Source organism: Variovorax sp. CCNWLW235, assembly GCF_037204085.1.
In the GTDB taxonomy this organism is placed as follows: Bacteria; Pseudomonadota; Gammaproteobacteria; order Burkholderiales; family Burkholderiaceae_C; genus Variovorax.
The window spans coordinates 62,596-83,478 of sequence record NZ_JBBCBW010000020.1; the positions used below are offsets into that span (position 1 = coordinate 62,596).

19 protein-coding genes are annotated in these 20,883 nt (G+C 66.7%); 16 read left to right on the forward strand and 3 right to left on the reverse strand.

What is annotated here, in order from left to right; all coding sequences use genetic code 11:
* Positions 1-3: 3 nt before the first annotated feature.
* Positions 4-210 (reverse strand): hypothetical protein, encoded by a 207-nt coding sequence (locus V9L21_RS20265; RefSeq protein WP_337314719.1) that lies wholly within the window; start codon positions 208-210, stop codon positions 4-6.
* Between the two features lie 227 nt (positions 211-437).
* Between V9L21_RS20265 and V9L21_RS20270 the strand changes: the two genes are divergently transcribed.
* From V9L21_RS20270 to V9L21_RS20325, 12 genes are all read left to right on the forward strand, one after another.
* A complete protein-coding gene (locus V9L21_RS20270; protein ID WP_337314720.1) occupies positions 438-1,355 on the forward strand; it encodes a manganese catalase family protein in 918 nt (305 codons plus the stop codon).
* 39 nt (positions 1,356-1,394) lie between these two features.
* Entirely contained in the window at positions 1,395-2,321 is a 927-nt protein-coding gene (locus V9L21_RS20275) for an NAD(P)/FAD-dependent oxidoreductase (protein ID WP_337314721.1), read from the forward strand.
* 99 nt (positions 2,322-2,420) lie between these two features.
* Positions 2,421-3,602, forward strand: a complete 1,182-nt coding sequence (locus V9L21_RS20280; RefSeq protein ID WP_337314722.1) for a zinc-dependent alcohol dehydrogenase — start codon at positions 2,421-2,423, stop codon at positions 3,600-3,602.
* 18 nt (positions 3,603-3,620) lie between these two features.
* A complete protein-coding gene (locus V9L21_RS20285) occupies positions 3,621-4,142 on the forward strand; it encodes a hypothetical protein (RefSeq protein WP_337314723.1) in 522 nt (173 codons plus the stop codon).
* A gap of 104 nt (positions 4,143-4,246) precedes the next feature.
* On the forward strand, positions 4,247-5,950 hold the full coding sequence (locus tag V9L21_RS20290; RefSeq protein ID WP_337314724.1) for a RecQ family ATP-dependent DNA helicase: 1,704 nt from the start codon (positions 4,247-4,249) through the stop codon (positions 5,948-5,950).
* Positions 5,951-5,960: 10 nt separating this feature from the next.
* On the forward strand, positions 5,961-7,286 hold the full coding sequence (locus V9L21_RS20295) for a lytic murein transglycosylase (protein WP_337314725.1): 1,326 nt from the start codon (positions 5,961-5,963) through the stop codon (positions 7,284-7,286).
* A 130-nt stretch (positions 7,287-7,416) separates the two neighbouring features.
* Entirely contained in the window at positions 7,417-8,670 is a 1,254-nt protein-coding gene (locus V9L21_RS20300) for a putative Na+/H+ antiporter (RefSeq protein WP_337314726.1), read from the forward strand.
* A 75-nt stretch (positions 8,671-8,745) separates the two neighbouring features.
* Positions 8,746-10,389, forward strand: a complete 1,644-nt coding sequence (locus V9L21_RS20305) for an alpha/beta fold hydrolase (protein WP_443305271.1) — start codon at positions 8,746-8,748, stop codon at positions 10,387-10,389.
* A gap of 58 nt (positions 10,390-10,447) precedes the next feature.
* Complete coding sequence (locus V9L21_RS20310; RefSeq protein ID WP_337314752.1) at positions 10,448-11,035, forward strand: helix-turn-helix domain-containing protein; 588 nt, start codon at positions 10,448-10,450, stop codon at positions 11,033-11,035.
* A 13-nt stretch (positions 11,036-11,048) separates the two neighbouring features.
* Positions 11,049-11,582, forward strand: coding sequence for a GNAT family N-acetyltransferase (locus V9L21_RS20315; protein ID WP_337314727.1), 534 nt, complete (start codon positions 11,049-11,051; stop codon positions 11,580-11,582).
* Positions 11,583-11,648: 66 nt separating this feature from the next.
* Positions 11,649-13,295 (forward strand): Mur ligase, encoded by a 1,647-nt coding sequence (locus V9L21_RS20320; RefSeq protein WP_337314728.1) that lies wholly within the window; start codon positions 11,649-11,651, stop codon positions 13,293-13,295.
* Positions 13,292-14,359: an aldose epimerase family protein gene (locus tag V9L21_RS20325; protein ID WP_337314729.1), complete on the forward strand. Its 1,068-nt coding sequence runs from the start codon at positions 13,292-13,294 to the stop codon at positions 14,357-14,359. The genes V9L21_RS20320 and V9L21_RS20325 overlap by 4 nt, the downstream gene beginning before the upstream one ends.
* Positions 14,360-14,363: 4 nt before the next feature.
* Here V9L21_RS20325 and V9L21_RS20330 read toward each other — a convergent pair whose 3' ends face one another.
* Positions 14,364-15,314, reverse strand: a complete 951-nt coding sequence (locus tag V9L21_RS20330) for an SMP-30/gluconolactonase/LRE family protein (protein WP_337314730.1) — start codon at positions 15,312-15,314, stop codon at positions 14,364-14,366.
* Between the two features lie 107 nt (positions 15,315-15,421).
* Here V9L21_RS20330 and V9L21_RS20335 point away from each other — a divergent pair, with 107 nt between their 5' ends.
* The gene (locus tag V9L21_RS20335; RefSeq protein ID WP_337314731.1) at positions 15,422-16,228 is read left to right on the forward strand and encodes an SDR family NAD(P)-dependent oxidoreductase; all 807 of its coding nucleotides are present in this window, start codon (positions 15,422-15,424) and stop codon (positions 16,226-16,228) included.
* Here the strand turns inward: V9L21_RS20335 and V9L21_RS20340 are convergent, their stop codons facing one another.
* A complete protein-coding gene (locus tag V9L21_RS20340) occupies positions 16,229-17,188 on the reverse strand; it encodes a LysR family transcriptional regulator (RefSeq protein ID WP_337314732.1) in 960 nt (319 codons plus the stop codon).
* Between the two features lie 138 nt (positions 17,189-17,326).
* On the opposite strand from V9L21_RS20340, the gene V9L21_RS20345 reads away from it, so the two are divergent.
* The 3 genes from V9L21_RS20345 to chvE are packed head-to-tail and all read left to right on the forward strand — an operon-like array spanning position 17,327 to position 20,875.
* Positions 17,327-18,778, forward strand: coding sequence for an aldehyde dehydrogenase family protein (locus tag V9L21_RS20345; RefSeq protein WP_337314733.1), 1,452 nt, complete (start codon positions 17,327-17,329; stop codon positions 18,776-18,778).
* A gap of 48 nt (positions 18,779-18,826) precedes the next feature.
* Positions 18,827-19,792, forward strand: a complete 966-nt coding sequence (locus V9L21_RS20350) for an ABC transporter substrate-binding protein (RefSeq protein ID WP_337298067.1) — start codon at positions 18,827-18,829, stop codon at positions 19,790-19,792.
* Between the two features lie 12 nt (positions 19,793-19,804).
* Positions 19,805-20,875, forward strand: coding sequence for a multiple monosaccharide ABC transporter substrate-binding protein (gene chvE / locus V9L21_RS20355; protein WP_337314734.1), 1,071 nt, complete (start codon positions 19,805-19,807; stop codon positions 20,873-20,875).
* Positions 20,876-20,883: the final 8 nt, after the last annotated feature.

Sequence of the window (20,883 nt, forward strand, 5' to 3'; positions counted from 1 at the left end):
GCGTCAAGACTTCCGGCGCTTCAGAAAACCCGGCGCGTTCTCGCCCTTGCCGGGCTGCGCCTCGTCGTCGGCCGTGTCTCTTGCCTCTTCAGGCGTTGTCGATTCATCCAGCTCGAGGTCGTTTGCGCGGACCTCGGCCTCGAGCGGCAGCTTGCCCGGCGTGAGGGGCGCGGATTCCGCCGGCGTGGCGGGCGTGTGCTTCCGATTCATGACTGTGCTCCTGCTGTTTCGGCAACGGCCATCCTCCTGCAGCCGGCACAGCGGCAGGTCGGACGGAAAGTGCATGCGGTGCAGGCGCCGTCCTGCGCAAGAGTGCAGCCGGACTCAACCTACAGCAGTGTGGCGCGCATGCCGAGTCCGAAGCGCATGGGAGTCTGCAACATGAAAACGGTTTTCGTTCTTTTCCGTTCTTTCAATCCCCTTAAGGAGCCCCACGCATGTTCTCTCACAACAAGCGACTGCAATACACCGTGCGCGTCAGCGAGACCAATCCCGGCCTTGCCAACCTCATGCTCGAACAGTTCGGCGGCCCTCAGGGCGAGCTGGCCGCAGCCTGCCGCTATTTCACGCAGGCCGTCGGCGAGGACGACCCCGGCCGCAAGGACATGCTGTTCGACATTGCCACTGAAGAGTTGAGCCACCTGGAAGTCATCGGCACCATCGTCGCCATGCTCAACAAGGGCGCCAAGGGCCGCCTCGCCGAAGGGGTGGATGCCGAGGCGGAGGCTTTCCGCAGCATCACGGGTGCGGGCAACGACAGCCACGTGACGCAGGTGCTCTACGGCGGTGGCCCTGCGCTGGTCAACTCGGCGGGCGTGCCGTGGACCGCCGCCTACATCGACACCATCGGCGAGCCCACGGCTGACTTGCGCTCCAACATCGCGGCGGAGGCACGCGCCAAGATCGTCTATGAGCGGCTCATCAACCTGACGGACGATCCGGGCGTGAAGGAAGCGCTGGGCTTTCTGATGACGCGCGAGATCGCACACCAGAAGTCTTTCGAGAAGGCGCTCTACGCAATCCAGCCCAACTTTCCGCCGGGCAAGCTGCCGGGCATGCCTGAGTTCACCAAGGTCTACTTCGACATGTCGAAGGGCGGCGAGGTGCGCGGACCTTGGAACCAGGGCGAAAAATGGGACTTCGTCAGCAAGCCCGAAGAGCAGATGGCGGTAGACGGCGGCTCCGGCGAACCCAGCGTGCAGCTCACCGCCGAAGACCAGGCCGCGGTGGAAGCCATGGCCACGCGCACAGCTTCAGACCCGACCGGCAATCCGCCGACGGGTGCGGAGCTGGGCATGTCGGACGACGCCATTCTTGATGAGTTGGCAACCGAACTGGGCAAGCCCAAGGTCTGACCGCAAGGCCTGCAGCCAGACGGCAAGGCGAGCTTCATCGTGCAGGCCCGTTTCGAACCCATCGCCGATGCGGTCGTTGTCGGCGGTGGTCCGGCCGGGCTCATGGCGGCCATCTACCTGGCCCGCTTCCGGCGCTCGGTGGTGTTGGTCGATGCAGGCCAGAGCCGAATCGAGAAGATTCCGCGCTCGCACAACTATCCCGGCTTCGTTGAAGGAATTCCGGGTGCACAGGTGCGAGACATGCTGCGTGCGCAACTGCGCAGCTATCCGGTCCGCATCGTCGAAACCTTTGTGGAGCGGGCAGAGCGCACGCCGCAGGGCTTTCGCCTGGCAACCCAGGAGGGGCCAATCGCGGGCAGGCGGATGCTGCTTGCCACCGGCGTGACGGACATTCCACCCGCCATGCCGCACGTGCGCGCGGCGCTGGAGGCCGGCGTGCTCCGCTATTGCCCGGTGTGCGATGCCTACGAGGTCGTCGGCAAGGCCGTCGGCGTGTATGCCAACGGCCCGGCCGGCGTGGCGGAAGCGATCTACCTTCGGCACTTCAGTGCCGACATCACACTGTTCATGGCGCAGGGTGGACCGGGCCTTGCCGCGGAAGAACGCAGCCGCCTGGCCGAGGCCGGCATTCGGTGGAACGACGCGCCGGTGGACGCCATACGAAGAAACGGCGAACGCGTCGAGCTGATGCATGCGGGCACCCGGACGCTGTGCGACACGCTCTACTGCGCGCTCGGCTTGACAGTGCATTCGCAGATTGGAGTGGCCCTTGGCGCATCGGTCGACGACACGGGCTACGTCCAGGTCGATGCCCATCATGCGACGAGCGTGCCGGGCCTGTATGCGGCAGGCGATGTGTCCACCGGCCTCAACCAGATTGCGGTGGCCACGGGTGGCGCCGCCATTGCGGCTTCGGCCATTCACCGCGAACTCGGGCCCGACTGGCTGGCGCCCTCGAGCACTTGACTCGATGTGGGCGCTGTCCGACGAGTCCTGTGGGCCTCTGCTTGCGCGGCGCATTCCACCCGCGCAGATGCTGGCCCCGTAATCAAGAAGGAGCAACCGATGCTGGCAATGAACTACCGCGGCCCCTACCGGATTCGCGCGGTGCACAAGCCCGAGCCCGAGATCGAGCACCCCGGCGACGCCATCGTGCGGGTGACGCGCTCATGCATTTGCGGGTCCGACCTGCACCTGTACCACGGCCTGGTGCCCGACACGCGCATCGGCTCCACCTTCGGGCACGAGTTCACGGGCGTGGTCGAGGAGGTGGGTTCGGCGGTGCAGCATTTGAAACCGGGCGACCACGTGCTGGTGCCCTTCAACATTTTCTGCGGCAGCTGCTACTTCTGCCAGAAGGAGCTCTACAGCAACTGCCATTCGACCAACCCCGGGGCCACGGCGGTGGGCGGCATCTTCGGCTACTCGCACACCGCGGGCGGCTACGACGGCGGGCAGGCCGAATACGTGCGCGTGCCCATGGCGGACGTGGGGCCCACCGTGATCCCGGCCGACATGGACCTGGACGACGCCGTGCTGCTGACCGACGCACTGCCCACCGGCTACCAGGCCGCCGAGATGGGCGGCATTGGAGAGGGCGACACGGTGGTGATCTTCGGCGCAGGACCGGTCGGCATCTTCGCGGCCAAGTCGGCCTGGCTGCTGGGCGCGGGCCGCGTGATCGTGGTGGACCATGTCGACTACAGGCTGGAGTTCGTGCGCTCGTATGCGCAATGCGAGGTGATCGACTTCAAGCAGGTGGGCGACATGGCGATCCACATCAAGAAGATGACCGATGGCCTTGGCGCCGATGTTTGCGTCGACTGCGTGGGCTGCGAGGCCGCAGGCAACTTTGCCCAGACACTGCTGGGCGTCAAGCTCAAGTTGCAGGGCGGTGCGGCCACGGTGCTGCACTGGTGCATCAACTCGGTTCGCAAGGGCGGAACCGTATCGATCGTCGGCGTCTACGGGCCCACCTTCAACGCGGTGCCCATCGGCAACGCGGTGAACAAGGGGCTCACGCTGCGCATGAACCAGGCCAGCGTGAAGCGGCATCTGCCGCGCCTTATCGAACACATACAGGCCGGCCGGCTGGAGCCGCGCCGCGTGATCTCGCACCGCATCGACCTGCGCGACGTGGCCGACGCGTATCACATCTTCTCGAGCAAGCTCGACAACTGCATCAAGACCGTGCTGGTGCCGCCGGGCATGGTGCGCGAAACCACCACCGCGGCCGCGAGCCTTTGATTGACGGGAGCGCACCCCATGAACACGCCAGATCCTTCGAACACCCGTTCGCCGTCGCCCAGCCATGCGCACATCATCGGCTGGGGCGCCGACCTCGACCCCGCCATGCGTCCGGCCTACCCCAAGGAGCGCACGCCGCCGCGGCTGCCCCATCCGGTGGAGCCGCCGGAGCAGCAGCACTCGCATGCGGAGGTGCTTCATTCAACCGAGCGCCCCGGCATCACGCCCATCTTCGGTAGCACCTTGCCGCCTTCGGGCCTGAGCGGCCGCTTGCGCCGCGTAGCGTTCCGGCATTCGGAAAACGACCTCCGGCACTGGCTCATGCTGCTGCTGGCCGACCGGGTGCAGATGGGCGAGGGCCTGATCGAAGACATCTCGCGCGGGCACGTGCCGAACCTCTATGCCGAGATGGGCGGCCGCGCCGAGCTCAGGCACAACCCGATGGGCGCTGCACGCAAGGTGGCCATCGGCGTTGCGGCGCTGGCGCTCGTTGCCATGGCGCTCAAGGGCCGCAGGCGGACTCGCCGCCTGCGCGGTTGAGTCTGCATCAGCGCAGCTTGCCGAGTCATCCCATTCTTCAGCACCGAACTTCCAGACTCCGGAGCGGCCGTGGCCAGCCCGCTGCCGCCACCGCCGTCGACCGGGTGCTTCACGAAGTGTTCGGCCACGAGCGCCTGCGCCCTGGGCAGCGCAGCGTGATCGACAGGGTGGTCGCGGGCGAATCGACGCTCGCGGTGATGCCCACGGGTGCGGGCAAATCGCTTTGCTACCAGGTGCCCGCGGTTCTCGCGTCAGGTCAGACGGTGGTGGTCTCACCCTTGATCGCGCTCATGAAAGACCAGTGCGAGAAGCTCAATGCCAACGGCGTGCGCGCTGTGCAGCTGAACAGCCTGTGCGCCGCCGATGAGATCGAGGCCGCGGAAGCAGCCATTGCCGACGGCTCCGCGCGCGTGATCTTCAGCACGCCGGAGCGATTGGCCGACGCTGCTTTTCTGAAGCTGCTGCAGCAGCGGCCGACTTCCTTGCTGGTGGTTGACGAGGCGCATTGCATCTCGCAGTGGGGGCACGACTTTCGGCCCGCGTTCCTGGAGATAGGCGCGGCGGTGCGCGCCCTGCGCAAACCGGTGGTGCTGGCGCTCACGGCCACCGCCAATGACGAGGTGGCCGAAGAGATCATGGAGAAGCTCGGCATTCCGCGAGCGGGCCTGATCGACACCGGTGCCTACCGGCCCAACCTGCACTACGCCGTCGAGCCGATGATGCGAGAAGAAGACAAGCTGCAGCGTGCGCTGGCGCTGGTTGCGGGCCTCGAAGGCAGCGGCATTGTCTACACCGCCACGGTGAAGGCGGCCGAGTCGCTTGCCGCCCGTCTTGCGGATGCGGGCGAGTCGGTGGGCCTGTACCACGGCAAGCAGCGCTCGGGCGAGCGGCATGCCGCACAAGACGCGTTCATGGCCGGAAAGCTCCGCGTGATGGTGGCCACCAATGCATTCGGCATGGGCATCGACAAGCCCGACATCCGTTTTGTGCTGCACTACCAGATGCCCTCGAGCCTGGATGCCTACTACCAGGAGTCGGGCCGCGCGGGACGTGATGGCGGGCGCGCCGATTGCGTGCTGCTCTACCTGCGACGCGACAAGGCCGTGCAGCAGTTCTTCCTGGCCGGCTGGTTGCCCGAGGTGCCCGAACTGCGGGCGCTGCAGCAGGCGTTGTCGAGCCCGCCTCCCGCGGCCGAGGGGTGGACGGCGGCGGAGCTCCAGCAGCGTGCGCGTCTTCCGCGCGGCAAGCTTCGCGTGTTGCTGAGCCTGCTGCGGCAAGAGCGCCTGTTGAAGCGCAACAGCGAGGGCCTGCTGCGCTGGGCAAGAAAGCAGCCGCTCGAAGACGCCGAGCTCGACGCGCTGCTGAGCGGCCATCGCGAAAAGCGTGGGCAGGAGCGCGAGGCGCTCGAGCGCATGACCTTCTATGCGACCACCGGCATGTGCCGATGGCAGGTGCTGCTTTCAGGATTGGGGAGCGACGAGCTCGCGCAGCGTTGCGGCGCGTGCGACAACTGCGTGCGACTGGCCAGGCATGAGCGGGCGCAGGCCGCGCGAGATGCGCAGACGCAAGCGACGGCCGAAGAAGAAGCCGGCGCTTCGCCGCGCATTGCCTTTGCGAAAGGCGATTCGGTGCGCGTTCCGCGCTATGGCGTCGGGTCCGTGGCAAGTGCCGATGCGGTTTCCGTCACCATCGAATTTGCCGATGGCAGCCAGCGCTGCTTCCAGCCCGAGTTCGTGCGCCCTGTGCCTGCGCGGCGGGCGGGCCGGGCGGCGCAGCGTCTGGTAACAGGCCGTGCGAACCAGCGGTGAGAATCGATGAATGCATCAAGCAAGCAATCTTTCCATTCCGCGCTTCAACAGGTTCGCACTCCTGGCCGCATCGGCGGCCGTTGCCGCTTTGCTGGCCAGCTGCGCATCCGCTCCACCGCCCGCTACCGCGAAGCCGCCCGCATCGGCAACCGGTGCCCGGCCCGCGACCGCACCTTCGGCATCAGGAGCGGCGGGTGCGGAAGACCAGGCAGCCGAACAGCGGTTCGCAAAGTGGGTGGCTGACTTCCGCGCCGCCGCGCGCGCGGAGGGCATCAGCGACGCCACGCTGCGCAGCGCGTTCGACCAGGTCCAGTATTTGCCGCGCGTGATCGAGCTCGACCGCGCCCAGCCCGAGTTCACGCGCACCGTCTGGGACTATCTGGACAACGCCGTCACGCCGCAACGCGTGGCAACGGGGCAGGACAAGCTCCTGCAGGTGCGCACCGAAGCAGAAGCAGCCGCTGCGCGCTACGGCGTGCCGCCCGCGGTGGTCGTCGCCATCTGGGGCATGGAAAGCAACTACGGCGGCAACTACGGCAGCACCCCGGTCATCGATGCACTGGCCACGCTCGGCTTTGAAGGGCGCCGCGAAGATTGGGCCAAACGCGAGTTGCTGGCGGCATTGAAGATTCTCGACAGCGGCGACATCGCGCGCGACCGGATGATCGGCTCGTGGGCCGGCGCCATGGGTCAGACGCAGTTCCTGCCGTCGAACTTTCTGGCCTATGCGGTGGATGCCGACGGGGACGGGCGGCGCGACATCTGGGGCAGCATGCCCGATGTGGTGGCGTCCACCGCCAACTTTCTTTCGCGCTCCGGCTGGCAGGCCGGCGTGCCGTGGGGTGTGGAAGTGCGGCTGCCGCCGGGCTTTGACTACGGCCGCGCCGATACGTCGGTGCGCCAGTCGTCCGCGCAATGGGCGGGCGAGGGGCTGCGCGCGATCGACGACCAACCGCTGCCGGAGTTTGCCGAGGCCACGGTGCTGCTGCCCGCGGGTGCACGCGGGCCGGCCTTCTTGATCGGGCCGAACTTTCGTGCCGTTCTGCGCTACAACAACTCGACCAACTACGCGCTCGCGGTCGGCCTTCTTGCACAGCGCCTGGGCGGTGGGCCGGGTGTGCAGGCGCCATGGCCGCGCGATCTGCCGGCGCTCTCGCGCAGCCAGATGGTCGAGCTGCAAACTGCGCTCAACCAGCGCGGCTTTGCAGCCGGCGCCGCGGACGGTGTGATGGGCCCCGCCACGCGAGAGGGGCTGCGCCGCTACCAGCGCAGCGTCGGCCTGCCGGCGGACGGCTACCCGAGCGCGGAGCTGCTGCAGCGCTTGCAACAGCCGTAGCCTGATCTGTCGCGATTGACGGGCCGCGGCGCATGCCCGTTAAACTGGCATCGGGTGCGAGGCTGCTTTCCATGGCGTCGCAGGTTCATGCGCAGGTCGGGCCGCCGCGCGGATCAGTCACGCCAGCTTCATGCAAGAACCCGCCATCCAGTACATCGCCGCAGGCCTCTTTGCCGTCGCGCTCATCCATACCTTTGCCGCCAAGCAGTTCGAACGGCTGTCGCACCGCTTTCCCCGCCATGCGGGCCTGTTCCACCTGCTGGGCGAGGTGGAAGTCGTCTTCGGCTTCTGGGCCATCGTGCTCGTCATTGCCATGGCCCTGGTGGTCGGAGGCGGCCCGGCGCTCGGCTATGCGGAATCGCGCAACTACACCGAGCCGCTCTTCGTCTTCGTGGTGATGGTGGTGGCCGCCTCGCGGCCCGTGCTGCGCACGGTGATGTCGGGCGTGAGCCTGATCGCGCGGGTGGTGCCGGTGCCCACGCCGATGGCATCGGCCTGGCTCGGGCTGGCGGCCGTGCCGCTGCTGGGCTCGCTCGTCACCGAGCCGGCGGCCATGACCATTGCGGCGCTGATGCTCGCGCCGCAGATCTTCCGGCCGCAAGTGCCCGAAGCGGTGAAGTACCTTGCGCTGGGGGTGCTGTTCGTCAACATATCGATTGGCGGCACGCTCACGTCGTACGCCGCGCCGCCGGTGCTGATGGTCGCGTCGACATGGCAGTGGGACAGCGCGTTCATGTTCGCCACCTTCGGGTGGAAGGCCGCCGTTGCGGTGCTCGCCAACGCAACCGTGGCCACCTTTGTGCTGCGCAAGCACCTGGGCGCTGCGCCGTCGGCTGCAGAGGCCGAAGCGCCTGTGCCGCCTGCCGTGGCCCTGGTGCATCTGGTGTTGCTCGCCGGCATTGTGCTGTTCGCCCATCATCCGGTGGCGTTTCTCGGGCTCTTCCTGATGTTCTTGGGGTTCACGCAAGCGTACGAACGCCACCAGAGCCCGTTGATCATCAAGGAGGCGCTGCTCGTCGGTTTCTTTTTGGCCGGACTGGTGGTGCTGGGCGGCATGCAGCAGTGGTGGCTGGAGCCGGTGGTTTCGAGCCTGGAGCCGCTGGCGCTGTTCTTCGGCGCGCTGGGCCTCACGGCCATTACCGACAACGCGGCGCTCACCTACCTGGGCTCGTTGATCGCGAACATCTCGGACGAATCCAAGTACATGCTGGTCGCCGGCGCGGTGGCCGGCGGCGGCTTGACGGTGATTGCCAATGCGCCCAACCCGGCGGGCGTGGCGTTGCTCAAGCGCGGATTCTCGGACGAAACTATCGGCGCCGGCGGCTTGCTGCTGGGGGCGCTCGGGCCGACGGTGGTGGCTGCCGCGGCATTCATGCTGCTGTAGCGCAACGGCCGCCCGGCGCGTGAAGATCGGCAGCGGTGTGCTCGCGCTGCGCACGCAGATGAAGGAGGCAAGAACATGTTCATGCGTCGTCGCACGGGCCTGGCCGCAGGCGCGGCGTTCACGGCCCTGGCAATGGCCGGCTGCAGCTATCACGGCGGCGCCGCTTCCACGCACGCACGCCCGGAGCCGCCGCCCACCGATTGCCGCGCCTGGGTAGGCGCCGACCGCAATCACGAGCTGCCCGGCTACCTGCTGCCGCAGCCCGGCGGCGATACTGTTTGCGTGCCGCTCGGCGTCAACGCGCATCGGCCTCCCGCGGGGTATGCAGGCGACTACTACGTCGACGAGTTCACCGACGCACGCCTGAAGGAGCGCTGGCGTGCCTGCAAGGCCGACGCCGCCTGCTTTGCGCGCATCGACGCGCAGTTGCGGCGCTGGCTGCCGCCGAACAAGGCGCGGTCGACCCGCTCGACCGGCACCGTCGATCCCTCGGGAAAGATCGATCCGGATGGCGCGGTGGACCTGCGGCAGATCCGCCGCCCGGCCTTCTTTGCGAAGGCGCCTTATGCGGAGGCCATTGCGCGTGCCGATGCCAGCACCTACATCGTCGAGTTCACCGTGCCGCGCGACACCTTCGAGCGCATCGACCTGAAGATGACCGACCCGGTCAAGCTGCGCGGCTGGTACATCGAAGGCCGTGGCGTCGACAACGGCAAGGGCGGCACCACGCGCGCGCTCGTGGTCATGGCACCGGGCGGCGGCGGGCAGCTCACGGCCATCCAGCATCCCGACGAGAAACCCTACCGCATCGATCCGGCCACCGGCAGGGCAGTGGACATCCGCTTTCCGAACGCCACCACCGAAACGATGGGGCAGCGCTGGTGGCGCGAGAACCTCGATGCGCTCAACCGGGCGGGTTTCGACGTGCTGGCCTACGACCGGCGCGGCGAAGGTATCTCGGGCGGGTTCAGCGACACGAACACGCTGGAGCAGGGCGAAGACGTCTTTCGCGTGCTGGCGCAGTTCGACACCGGCAACGGCCTGCGGCTTCTCACGCCGGACGGGCGCATGCTTGCGGGGGATGAGGCCGCCGGCAAGCTGTTGGGTGGCATCAAGTCGACCCGCATTCCCATTCTGCTGGGCGGCTATTCGCGCGGCTCCATGTCGACGGCCTGGGCCATGGCCAAGAACTTTTCAGGTGCATGCAGCTACGACCTGCCGGTGCCCGAATGCGCCCCGCCCAAGGGGCTCGCAAACATCAAGGGTGCGATTCTGCTGGCGTCTTTTGCGAGCGGTGCGGGGTACCTGCCGTCGTCGCCCGACCTGGCCGACCGCAACCTGTTTCTCGGCGCCATGGCGGCGGACCATCACATCCTGTTCTATCCCAACTCGGCGCCGCTCGCGGGCATGCACCAGTGGCCGGCCGCCTTCTTCGGCAAGGGTTTGTGGGACCGCGCGGAAACGCTGGAGGGAACCGTTGCGGCCTACGACCGCATTCGCGGCGCGCGCGAAATCGTGGTGGCCCGCGCACCTCATTCGATCGAGACCTGGCCGGAGAGCGACAGGCAGTACCTGCGCGAGCGGATGGTCGCGTTTGCCAAGGTGGCGATTGCCGGCGGAACCGTTGTGCCGGGCGCCAAGCCGTGGTCGAACCTGAAAGAGCTGGTCGCGACGACGCCCGATTCCTGGGAGCCCTCGTCCAAACCCAAAGGCCGCTGAGGCAACTCTCATCGCGTCTTGACTTTGTTTCTAACATGTTGGATATTCCTCCGACATGATGGAAAGCCAACCCTCCAGCCTGAATGAACGCATCGCGCAGCGCGTGCGAGACCTGCGCGCCGGGCGCGGCCTTTCGCTGGACGCGCTGGCGGTGCACTGCGGCGTGAGCCGCTCGATGATCTCGCTCATCGAACGCGGCGAAAGCAGCCCGACGGCGGTGGTGCTCGAGAAGCTTGCCACCGGCCTCGGCGTTCCGCTGGCCTCGTTGTTCGAGGCACCCCAGCCCGAGGCCGGGCCGGTCTCGCGCCTGGCCGACCAGCCGCAGTGGCGCGATCCGCACTCCGGCTATGTGCGCCGCAACGTTTCGCCCGCCGGCACCGCATCGCCCATCCACATTGTCGAGGTGCTGTTTCCGCCCAAGGCGCGCGTGGCCTACGAGACCGCTGCGCGGGAACCGCAGGTGCACCAGCAGGTGTGGATGCTCGAAGGAACCGTCGAAGTCACGCTCGGCGACGAACACCACCGGCTCGACGCAGGCGACTGCCTGGCGATGGTGCTCGACCGGCCCATGAGCTACTACAACCCCACCCGCAAGATCGCGCGCTATGCCGTCGTGATCGCAACCTTGCCCTTTGCTTCAAGATGATCGTGGAGATGAGATGACAGATACGGCAACACTCGCGCCAAGCATTCGCGCCCTGACCAGCGTCAACGACGCGCACATCTGGCAGCTTGCCGATGTGCTTATCGACTGCGTGGAGGGCGGTGCATCCGTCAGCTTCATGCTGCCGCTCACGCGCGATCGCGCACTCGCCTTCTGGCAGCGCGTTGGCGAAGGCGTGGCACGCGGCGAGCGCGCGCTGCTGGTGGCCGAAGATGCGCAAGGCATCGTCGGAACCGTGCAGCTCGTGCTCGACCAGCCCGAGAACCAGCCGCACCGCGCGGAGGTGTCGAAGATGCTCGTGCACCGGCGGGCCAGGCGGCAGGGCATTGGTGCGCTGCTGATGCAGGCCGCCGAGCAGCTTGCCCGCGAAGCGGGAAAGACCTTGCTGGTGCTCGACACATCGAGCGCCGAGGCCGAGCGGCTTTATGCCCGCCAGGGCTGGACGCGCGTTGGCGTGATTCCGGGCTTTGCACGGCTGCCGGGCGGCGAGCCCTGCGACACCACTTACTTCTACCGGGCCCTGGGCTAGGGTGACCGGTTCGGCGCGCGGCCTGTCATCATTCGCGCCTGCATGAACCAGGAAACGACCCTCCCCATGGACCTGTTGAATCGCGCCAGGCAGGTCTTGGCCGCGGCCGACGGCACGCTGCCGGGTGCCGCCGCCACGCCCGAGGCGGGCTGCGTCGCGTTCGTTGCGCTGGGCGACGGCGCGAGCCGCGCACGCGTCACGGCCGGGCGCGGTGCCACCGCCGAAGAGGCCTGGCAGCAGGCGGGCGATGCCGCGCTTGCGCTCGTCCGGCGCATCGGCCTGGAGCCCTGCCGCATGCGCGTGGAAATCGTCGACGAGGTCGAGGCCATGACCTGGGGCGCATTGAAAGAGCGCCTGTCACGCACCAAGCGCAACTACTTCAACCGGGGCGTGTCCTTCGACGCGAAGTTCGAAGTGGCGCTGCTCGCGCCCGAGATCAACGGCAGCGCCATCTTCTACAACGGCACCGTGGAACATGCGGAGCCCAATCCGGGCAACCTGCGCCTGCACGGGCAGAGGCGCTTCGCAAGAGACATCGACTTTCCCTCGGACGACGACGCGCCGGTGTGGTGCTTCACGACCCGCGGCGCCTACGTCGACGCCGAGGGGGCATGGCCGCTTACGGCCAAGGGCCAGGCCGCGGGCTATCGAACGCTGCCTGAATGGAATGCAAGCCAGGTGCGCCGCCTTGTGGAAACCGCGAGCGACTACCTCGCCGCGCAGGTCAAGCCTTCGGGCGAGTTCTACTACGGATGGTTTCCGTGTTTCGACCGGCCGATTCCCACCTACAACACCCTACGGCACGCGAGCTCTACCTACGCGCTGCTCGAGGCCTGGGAGCTGACCCGCAGCGATACCCAGAAGGCGGCCATCGACCGCTCGCTGGCCTTTTTGAAGAACCGGCTCATCCGCGAGGTCGAACTGCCCGACGGCACGCGCGCCGCCTACCTGCTGGACGTGGGCAATGAAATCAAGCTCGGCGGCAATGCGGTGTGCCTGCTGGCGCTGGTCAAGTACACCGAACTCACCGGCGATGCGAAGTACCAGCCGTTGATGGAGCAACTCGCGCTTGGCATACGTGCCATGCAAGACCCTGCGAGCGGGCGCTTCGTGCATGTGCTCAACCACCCGGGGCTCGACGTGAAAGATGAGTTCCGCGTCATCTACTACGACGGCGAAGCCGCCTTCGGACTGATGCGCCTCTATGGCCTCACGCGCGATGACCGGTGGCTGGCCGTGGTCGAAAAAGCCTTTGAGCATTTCATTGCGGCGGAGCACTGGCGCGCGCATGACCATTGGCTGAGCTATTGCGTCAACGAGCTCACGCGCTATCGTCCCGAAACGCGCTATTACCGGTTCGGCCTGCAGAACGTGGCCGACTACCTCGACTTCGTGCTGCAGCGCATCACCACCTTTCCCACGCTGCTCGAGCTGATGATGGCCGCGCGCGAAATGGTGGCGCGGCTCGACGCCGACCCCGCGTTGCGCCCGCTGCTCGAAGGGCTCGACCGCGACAAGTTCGACCGTGCGCTCGAGCATCGCGCGCGCTACCTGGCCAACGGTTACTTCTGGCCCGAGCTCGCCATGTTTTTCCGGAACCCCGAACGCGTGGCGGGTTCGTTCTTTATCAAGCACCACAGCTACCGCGTTCGCATCGACGACGTGGAGCACTATCTTTCGGGCCTTGTCGCCTACTGGAAATACCGCCGATGAACAGCAGCATCACCTCGCGCGAGTTCGGCCGCATGCCCGATGGGCGCACCGTGACTGAATACACCCTCGACAACGGCCGGGGCCTCAGCCTCAGCGCCATCAACCTTGGCGGCATCGTCACGGCGCTGCACGTGCCCGATCGCGAAGGGCAGAGCGGCAACATCGTGCTCGGCCTGCCCACGCTCGAGGACTACCTGAAGCCGCATCCGCACTTCGGCACCATCGTCGGCCGCTATGCCAACCGCATTGCGGGCGGGCGCTTCACGCTCGACGGCGTTGCGCATCAAGTCGCGGTGAACAACGGCGCCAACTCGCTGCATGGCGGGCACAAGGGCTTTGGTACGCGCTTCTGGCACATCGAAGAGGTGCCGGCGGACAGCGCGGCGGGCGAAGTGGCCATTGAGCTGCGCTACACCAGTGCGGACGGCGAAGAAGGCTTTCCGGGCGAGGTGCAGGTGACCGTGCGCTACGTGCTCGGCACCACCGACAACACATGGCGCATCGACTACCGCGCGGTGACCGACCGGGCCACGGTGTTGAACCTGAGCCACCACGACTACTTCAACCTGGCGGGCGGCGGCGCGGTGCGGGACCATCGGCTGACCATTCCCGCGAGCCGCTTCTCCCCCGTGGATGCGGGCCTGATTCCGCTCGGTCTGGCGCCCGTGGACGGAACGCCGTTCGACTTTCGCGTGCCCACGCAGATCGGCGCGCGCATGGACGAACCGCATGAGCAGTTGCGCGTGGCCGGCGGCTACGACCACAACTGGGTGCTCGACCGCGAGCCGGCCGGCCTGGCACTGGCCGCACGCCTGGAGCACGAGCCCTCAGGCCGCGTGATGGAGGTGCTGACGACGGAACCGGCGGTGCAGTTCTACTCGGGCAACTTTCTCGACGGCAGCCTTCGCGGGCGCGACGGGGAAAGCTTCAACCAAGGCGCCGGACTGTGCCTGGAAACGCAGCACTACCCCGACTCGCCGAACCAGCCGGGCTTTCCTTCGACGGTGCTCCGGCCTGGAGAAACCTTCAGCAGCAGCACGCTGCACCGCTTCGGCGTTGCTTGAATAGCTAGCCGTTGACCGCAGCCGCGCCGAACTCCGCGGCGGGCAGGCCGGGGCTTCCGATGCGAACCGAAAACAGCGCGCCGGCCAGCGGCTCCGCTTCGACCTGCTTGGCCGTGAGCCCGCTGCGCGCGGTGGTGATGTAGAGCGTGCACATGTCTTCGTCGCCGAAGGCGCAGTCGGTGACGTTGCTGGCAGGCAGTTCGATGCGGCACAGCTCGGCGCCGCTCACCGGGTCATGGCAGCTCACGCAGTGCCCGCCCCAGCGCGCAATCCACAGGCGGCCGGCCGCGTCGGTCGTCATGCCGTCGGGCAGGCCGTCGCCCTCGGCAAAGCGCAGCCACACCCGCTTGTTGCTCACGGTGCCGGCCTCGCGGTCGAAGTCATACGCATACACGCAGCCTTCGACGGTGGCGTTGAAATACATCGTGCGTTCGTCGAGCGACCATGCGGGCCCGTTGGTGACGGCAAATCCGTCGTCGTGGCGCGTGCAGCGGCTGTCGGCATCGAAGCGGTAGAGCGCACCCGTCGGTGCCACGCAGTCGAAGTCCATGGTGCCGCCCCAGAAGCGGCCCTTGCTGTCGCACTTGCCGTCGTTGAAGCGGTTGCCGGGCCGGTCGAGCTCGGGCTGGTGCAGGTAGCGGGGCGGCACATCGAGTGCCGGGTCGAACAGGGCGAAGCCGCGGCGCATGGTGACGAGCAGCCCCGGCGCGCCCGCGCGCTCGGCCAGTGCGGTGATCTCTTCGTCGAACTGCCAGCTGTGGCGCGCGCCGATTTGCGGGTCGTAGCGGTACAGGCGGCATCCGAGGATGTCGATCCAGTAGAGCGCCCGTTCGCGCGGCGACCACAGCGTGCCCTCGCCGAGCGTGGCTTCCGCCCGCCACAGGCATTCGGGCTGGCCGAGGATGGTTGGCGCACCGAGGGGTGCGGGCGCGGATGTGCTGCCGTTCTGGGTCATTTGTTTTTGCACCTTCGTTGTCTCGGGTCCTTGACGCGGCGGATCGTATCAAGGCATATTGATAATAGAAATCAAAGTTTATGGCATTAACTGATATTGGTTTTGCAATGTCATCGCCAAGCCCGGAGACACACACCTTGACGGATTCCCAGAAGTTATCGATTCACCCCAGCCTGAAGGGGCGCGCCGTGTTTGTCACGGGCGGGGGCAGCGGCATTGGCGCGGCCATTGTTGCCGCCTTTGCCGCGCAGGGCGCGCGGGTGGCGTTCATCGACATTGCCGAAGGCGCCAGTGCGGCGCTGGCGCAACGGATCGCCGATGAAGGCCATGCGGCGCCGTGGTGGCGCGCCTGCGACGTGCGCGACATCGGCGCCATGCAGAAGGCCATTGCCGACGCGGCCGCCGAGCTGGGCGACTTTGCCGTGCTGGTCAACAACGTGGCGAGCGACGACCGCCACACGCTGGAGTCGGTCACGCCCGACTACTACGACAACCGCATGGCCATCAACGAGCGGCCCGCGCTGTTTGCCATTCAATCGGTGGTGCCGGGCATGCGGCGGCTGGGCTTCGGCTCGGTGGTCAACCTGGGATCGACGGGCTGGCAGACCAAGGGCTCGGGCTACCCTTGCTATGCCATTGCCAAGTCGTCGGTCAACGGCCTCACGCGCGGCCTGGCGGTGGACCTGGGCCGCGACCGCATCCGCATCAACACCGTGTCGCCCGGCTGGGTGATGACCGACCGGCAGGTGCAGCTCTGGCTCGACGACGAGGGCGAACAGGCGCTCAAGCGCAACCAGTGCCTGCCCGACAAGCTCATGCCCGAGGACATCGCGCGCATGGTGCTGTTCCTCGCGTCGGACGACGCGAAGATGTGCACCGCGCAGGAGTTCACGGTGGACGCGGGCTGGACCTGATCAGTCCATCTCGAGCTTGCGGCCGTAGACGCTGAAGCTCGCGGTTTTCAGCGCCCTCATCATCACCTTGGCCGCGGGCGAGAGCAGCCGGTCGGTACGCGTGATGATGCCGAAGGCGTCCATGTGGCAGGGCATGTCCAGCGGCAGCAGCGACACGATGCCGTGCGCGGCGTAGTAGCGCGCCACGTCGCTCGCGAGCACGGCGACCATGTCGCTTTGCTGCAGCATGCGCGTGATGAAGAGCAGGGCCGAGCTCTCGATGATGTTGCCCGGCGGTGAAAGGCCTTCCTCCTGGAACATCAGCTCGAAGCGGTGGCGCAGCACGCTGCCCGCGGGCGGCACGATCCAGCCGGCACCCACCACGTCGCGCAGCGTGAGGCTGCTCATGCCCAGCAGCGGATGGCCGGGGCGCACCAGCGCGCACACCGGCTCCTCGGCCAGCGCCTCGTAGCGCAGCTGCGACTTGTCGTGCTCGGCGAACAGCCGCGCCACCAGGATGTCGAGCTTGCCCTGCTCGAGGCGGTCGATCAGCACCGCGCTGGTCTCGATCTCGAGCGACACGCGCAGGTCGGGCTGTTCGCGCTTCACCATGGCCACCGCGGGCGGCATCAGCGTGAGGCCCGGCGCGGTGATGGCGCCCACGCCCACCTGCCCGAAGCGGCCCGCCTTCAGCGCGGTGAGCTCGTCGTGCGCCTGGTTCAGGCTGGCCAGCGCCACGCGGGCGTGGCGGATCATGGTTTCGCCGTACCAGGTGGGGCGCATGCCGCGCGGCAGGCGGTCGAACAGCGGCACCTCCAGCACGTCTTCCAGGTCTTTCAGCAGCTTGGAGGCCGCGGGCTGGGTCATGTTGAGCACCTGCGCCGCGCGGTGGATGTTGCCTTCCTCCGCCAGGGCCACCAGCAAAAGCAGCTGCCGTGTCTTGAGGCGGGCGCGGATGAACCAGTGGTTGTAGTTGGTCATTTGTTATTGAAACTTTGGGCTGCCGGGTTTTCCAGAATCCAGCGATTGATATGCATTTTGTCGAAAAAATGATTGGATTGATATCAATTCTGTTTCTAGACTCGCGGCACTTCAAGAAAACGAGAGGCAAGAAGCGCGGTGATCCACGGCGAGCTTCATCAGAGCGTGCGGCAGTACATCAACGGCCGCTGGGAAACCAGCGCGACCACGGGTGTGAGCGCCAATCCATCGGACACCAGCGAAGTGGTGGCCGAATACGCGCGCGCCGATCGCCGCCAGGTCGAGTTCGCGATTCGCGCGGCCGCCGATGCCTTTCCGCACTGGAGCCACAGCACCCCGCAACGCAGGGCCGACGTGCTCGACCGCATCGGCACCGAGCTCTTGGCGCGCCGGGACGAGTTGGGTTTGCTGCTGGCGCGCGAGGTCGGCAAGACCTTGCCGGAAGCCGTGGCCGAAGCCACGCGCGCCGGGCAGACCTTCAAGTTCTTCGCGGGCGAGGCCATGCGCGGCGGCGGCGAAAACATGGCCTCGCTGCGGGCTGGCGTGCAGGTCGACGTCACGCGTGAGCCGGTGGGCGTGGCGGGGCTCATCACGCCGTGGAACTCGCCGCTCGCGGTGCCCGCCACCAAGATTGCGCCTGCGCTCGCGCATGGCAACAGCGTGGTCTTCAAGCCGGCCGAACTGGTGCCGGCTTGCGGCTGGACGCTGGCCGAAATCATCAGCCGCGCCGCATTGCCGGCCGGTGTTTTCAACCTGGTGATGGGCAGCGGCCGCGAGGCGGGCCAGGCGCTGGTCGACAGCCCGCTGGTCGACGCGGTGAGCTTCACCGGCTCGGCGCGCAACGGCGAGCGCATTCTCCAGGCGGCTGCCGCGCGGCGCGCCAAGGTGCAGCTCGAGATGGGCGGCAAGAACGCGCTCGTGGTGCTGGCCGATGCCGACATCGACCACGCGGTCGACTGCGCGGTGCAGGGCGCCTACTTTTCGAACGGACAGCGCTGCACGGCGTCGAGCCGGCTCATCGTCGAGGCCGCCGTGCACGACATCTTCGTCGCGCGGCTGCACCAGCGGCTCAAGACGCTGAAGATCGGTCATGCGCTGGAGCGCGGCGTGGACATCGGGCCCCTGGTCGACGAAGAGCGGCTTGCGCGCAGCCTGGCCTGGGTCGAGATTGCGAAAGAAGAGGGCGCCGAGCATGTGTGGGGCGGGGAGCCGCTCAAGCGCGCCACGGCCGGCCATTACATGAGCCCGGCGCTCTTTCTCGCCAGGCCCGAGCACCGCATTGCGCGCGAGGAAATCTTCGGCCCCGTGGCCTGCGTGCTGCGAGCCGCCGACTACGACGAGGCGCTGGCGCTGTGCAACGACACGCCCTCGGGCCTCAGCGCGGGCATCTGCACCAACTCGCTCAAGCACGCGATGCATTTCAGGCGCCATGCCGAAGTGGGCATGACGATGGTCAATCTGCCGACCGCGGGGGTGGACTTCCACGTGCCCTTCGGCGGCCGCAAGGGGTCGGGCTACGGGCCGCGCGAACAAGGGCGCCACGCCGCGGAGTTCTACACGACGGTCAAGACCGGCTTCATGCGGGCCTGACCACCACGGACGGTTTTCAACAAGCACTTAGAAAGAAGGAGACAAGCCATGAAACTCAATCGCCGCACCCTCAATATCGCGCTCGCCGCAGCTTCGCTCGGCGGGCTTCTGCCTGCCACGGCACTGGCGCAGAAAAAAATCGTGCTGGGCTTCAGCCAGGTTGGTGCCGAGAGCGAATGGCGCACCGCCAACACCGAGTCGATCAAGTCTTCCGCCAAGGAGGCGGGCATCGAGCTCAAGTTCTCCGACGCGCAGCAGAAGCAGGAAAACCAGATCAAGGCGATCCGCTCGTTCATTGCGCAGAAGGTGGATGTCATCGCCTTCTCGCCGGTGGTCGAATCGGGCTGGGAAACCGTGCTGCGCGAAGCCAAGGCCGCGAAGATTCCGGTGGTGCTGACCGACCGCGCCGTGAACACCAAGGACGACTCGCTCTACGTCACCTTCATGGGCTCCGACTTCGTCGAGGAAGGCCGCAAGGCCGGCCGCTGGCTGGTCGAGAAAATGAAGGACCAGAAGGGCGAGGTGAACATCGTCGAGCTGCAGGGCACAGTGGGCTCGGCACCGGCCATCGACCGCAAGAAGGGTTTTGAAGAAATCATCAAGGCCGACCCGAAGTTCAAGATCGTGCGCTCGCAAACCGGCGACTTCACGCGCGCGAAGGGCAAGGAGGTGATGGAAGCCTTCCTCAAGGCCGAGGGCAAGAAGATCAACGTGCTGTACGCGCACAACGACGACATGGCCATCGGCGCGATCCAGGCCATCGAGGAAGCGGGCCTGAAGCCGGCCAAGGACATCACGATCATCTCGATCGACGCCGTCAAGGGCGCCTTCGAAGCCATGATCGCCGGCAAGCTGAACGTGTCGGTCGAATGCAGCCCGCTGCTCGGGCCGCAGCTGATGAGCGCTGTGAAAGACATCAAGGCAGGCAAGGCACTGCCCAAGCGCATCGTGACCGAAGAAGGCATCTTCCCCATGGAAGTCGCTGCCAAAGAGTTCCCCAACCGTAAGTACTGAGAGCAAGCACCCATGAAACGCAACTTCCTCAAGGCCTCGCTCGCAGGCATCGCGCTGGCCGTGGCCGGTATCGCTCCACTCGCGCATGCGCAGGACAAGGGCCCGATCGCCATTTCGATGCCCACCAAGTCATCGGCCCGCTGGATCGCAGACGGCGCCAACATGGTCAAGTACTTCAAGGAAAAGGGCTACAAGACCGACCTGCAGTACGCGGACGACGACATTCCGAACCAGCTCGCGCAAATCGAGAACATGGTCACCAAGGGCTCGAAGGTGCTGGTGATTGCGGCCATCGACGGCTCCACGCTGTCCGACGTGCTGCAGAAAGCCGCCGACAAGGGCGTGAAGGTCATTGCGTACGACCGGCTCATCAAGGGCTCGAAGAACGTCGACTACTACGCCACCTTCGACAACTTCCAGGTGGGCGTGCTGCAGGCGCAGTCGATCGAGGCGGCACTTGGGTTGAAGAGCGGCAAGGGCCCGTTCAACATCGAGCTGTTCGGCGGCTCGCCGGACGACAACAACGCCTTCTTCTTCTACAACGGCGCCATGTCGGTGCTCGACCCGTACATCAAGAGCGGCAAGCTGGTGGTGCGCAGCAAGCAGATGGGCATGGAAAAGGTCGGCACGCTGCGCTGGGACGGCGCGGTGGCGCAGGCGCGCATGGACAACCTGCTGTCGGCCTACTACACCAAGGACCGTGTCGATGCGGTGCTGTCGCCGTACGACGGCTTGTCGATCGGCATTCTGTCGTCGCTCAAGGGCGTGGGCTACGGCTCGGCCTCGCAGCCGATGCCCATCGTCTCGGGCCAGGACGCCGAGATTCCGTCGGTCAAGTCGATCCTGCGCAAGGAGCAGACCTCGACCGTGTTCAAGGACACGCGCGAACTGGCGAAGGTCACGGTGGCCATGGTCGACGCCATGCTCTCGGGCAAGACGCCTGAAGTGAACGACACCAAGACCTACAACAACGGCGTGAAGGTGGTTCCTTCGTACCTGCTCAAGCCCGTGAGCGTGGACGGCGGCAACTGGAAGCAGGTGCTGGTCGACAGCGGCTACTACAAGGAAAGCCAGGTCAAGTGAGAAACGGC

Excerpts from the sequence above, each read along its gene's own strand:
- V9L21_RS20340 (WP_337314732.1), bottom strand. The coding sequence starts at position 17,188 with ATGACCAACTACAACCACTGGTTCATCCGCGCCCGCCTCAAGACACGG.
- V9L21_RS20325 (WP_337314729.1), top strand. The coding sequence starts at position 13,292 with ATGAACAGCAGCATCACCTCGCGCGAGTTCGGCCGCATGCCCGATGGG.
- V9L21_RS20270 (WP_337314720.1), top strand. The coding sequence starts at position 438 with ATGTTCTCTCACAACAAGCGACTGCAATACACCGTGCGCGTCAGCGAG.
- V9L21_RS20305 (WP_443305271.1), top strand. The coding sequence starts at position 8,746 with ATGTTCATGCGTCGTCGCACGGGCCTGGCCGCAGGCGCGGCGTTCACG.
- V9L21_RS20265 (WP_337314719.1), bottom strand. The coding sequence starts at position 210 with ATGAATCGGAAGCACACGCCCGCCACGCCGGCGGAATCCGCGCCCCTC.
- V9L21_RS20315 (WP_337314727.1), top strand. The coding sequence starts at position 11,049 with ATGACAGATACGGCAACACTCGCGCCAAGCATTCGCGCCCTGACCAGC.
- chvE (WP_337314734.1), top strand. The coding sequence starts at position 19,805 with ATGAAACGCAACTTCCTCAAGGCCTCGCTCGCAGGCATCGCGCTGGCC.
- V9L21_RS20330 (WP_337314730.1), bottom strand. The coding sequence starts at position 15,314 with ATGACCCAGAACGGCAGCACATCCGCGCCCGCACCCCTCGGTGCGCCA.
- V9L21_RS20285 (WP_337314723.1), top strand. The coding sequence starts at position 3,621 with ATGAACACGCCAGATCCTTCGAACACCCGTTCGCCGTCGCCCAGCCAT.
- V9L21_RS20300 (WP_337314726.1), top strand. The coding sequence starts at position 7,417 with ATGCAAGAACCCGCCATCCAGTACATCGCCGCAGGCCTCTTTGCCGTC.
- V9L21_RS20295 (WP_337314725.1), top strand. The coding sequence starts at position 5,961 with ATGCATCAAGCAAGCAATCTTTCCATTCCGCGCTTCAACAGGTTCGCA.
- V9L21_RS20310 (WP_337314752.1), top strand. The coding sequence starts at position 10,448 with ATGGAAAGCCAACCCTCCAGCCTGAATGAACGCATCGCGCAGCGCGTG.
- V9L21_RS20335 (WP_337314731.1), top strand. The coding sequence starts at position 15,422 with ATGTCATCGCCAAGCCCGGAGACACACACCTTGACGGATTCCCAGAAG.
- V9L21_RS20350 (WP_337298067.1), top strand. The coding sequence starts at position 18,827 with ATGAAACTCAATCGCCGCACCCTCAATATCGCGCTCGCCGCAGCTTCG.
- V9L21_RS20320 (WP_337314728.1), top strand. The coding sequence starts at position 11,649 with ATGGACCTGTTGAATCGCGCCAGGCAGGTCTTGGCCGCGGCCGACGGC.
- V9L21_RS20280 (WP_337314722.1), top strand. The coding sequence starts at position 2,421 with ATGCTGGCAATGAACTACCGCGGCCCCTACCGGATTCGCGCGGTGCAC.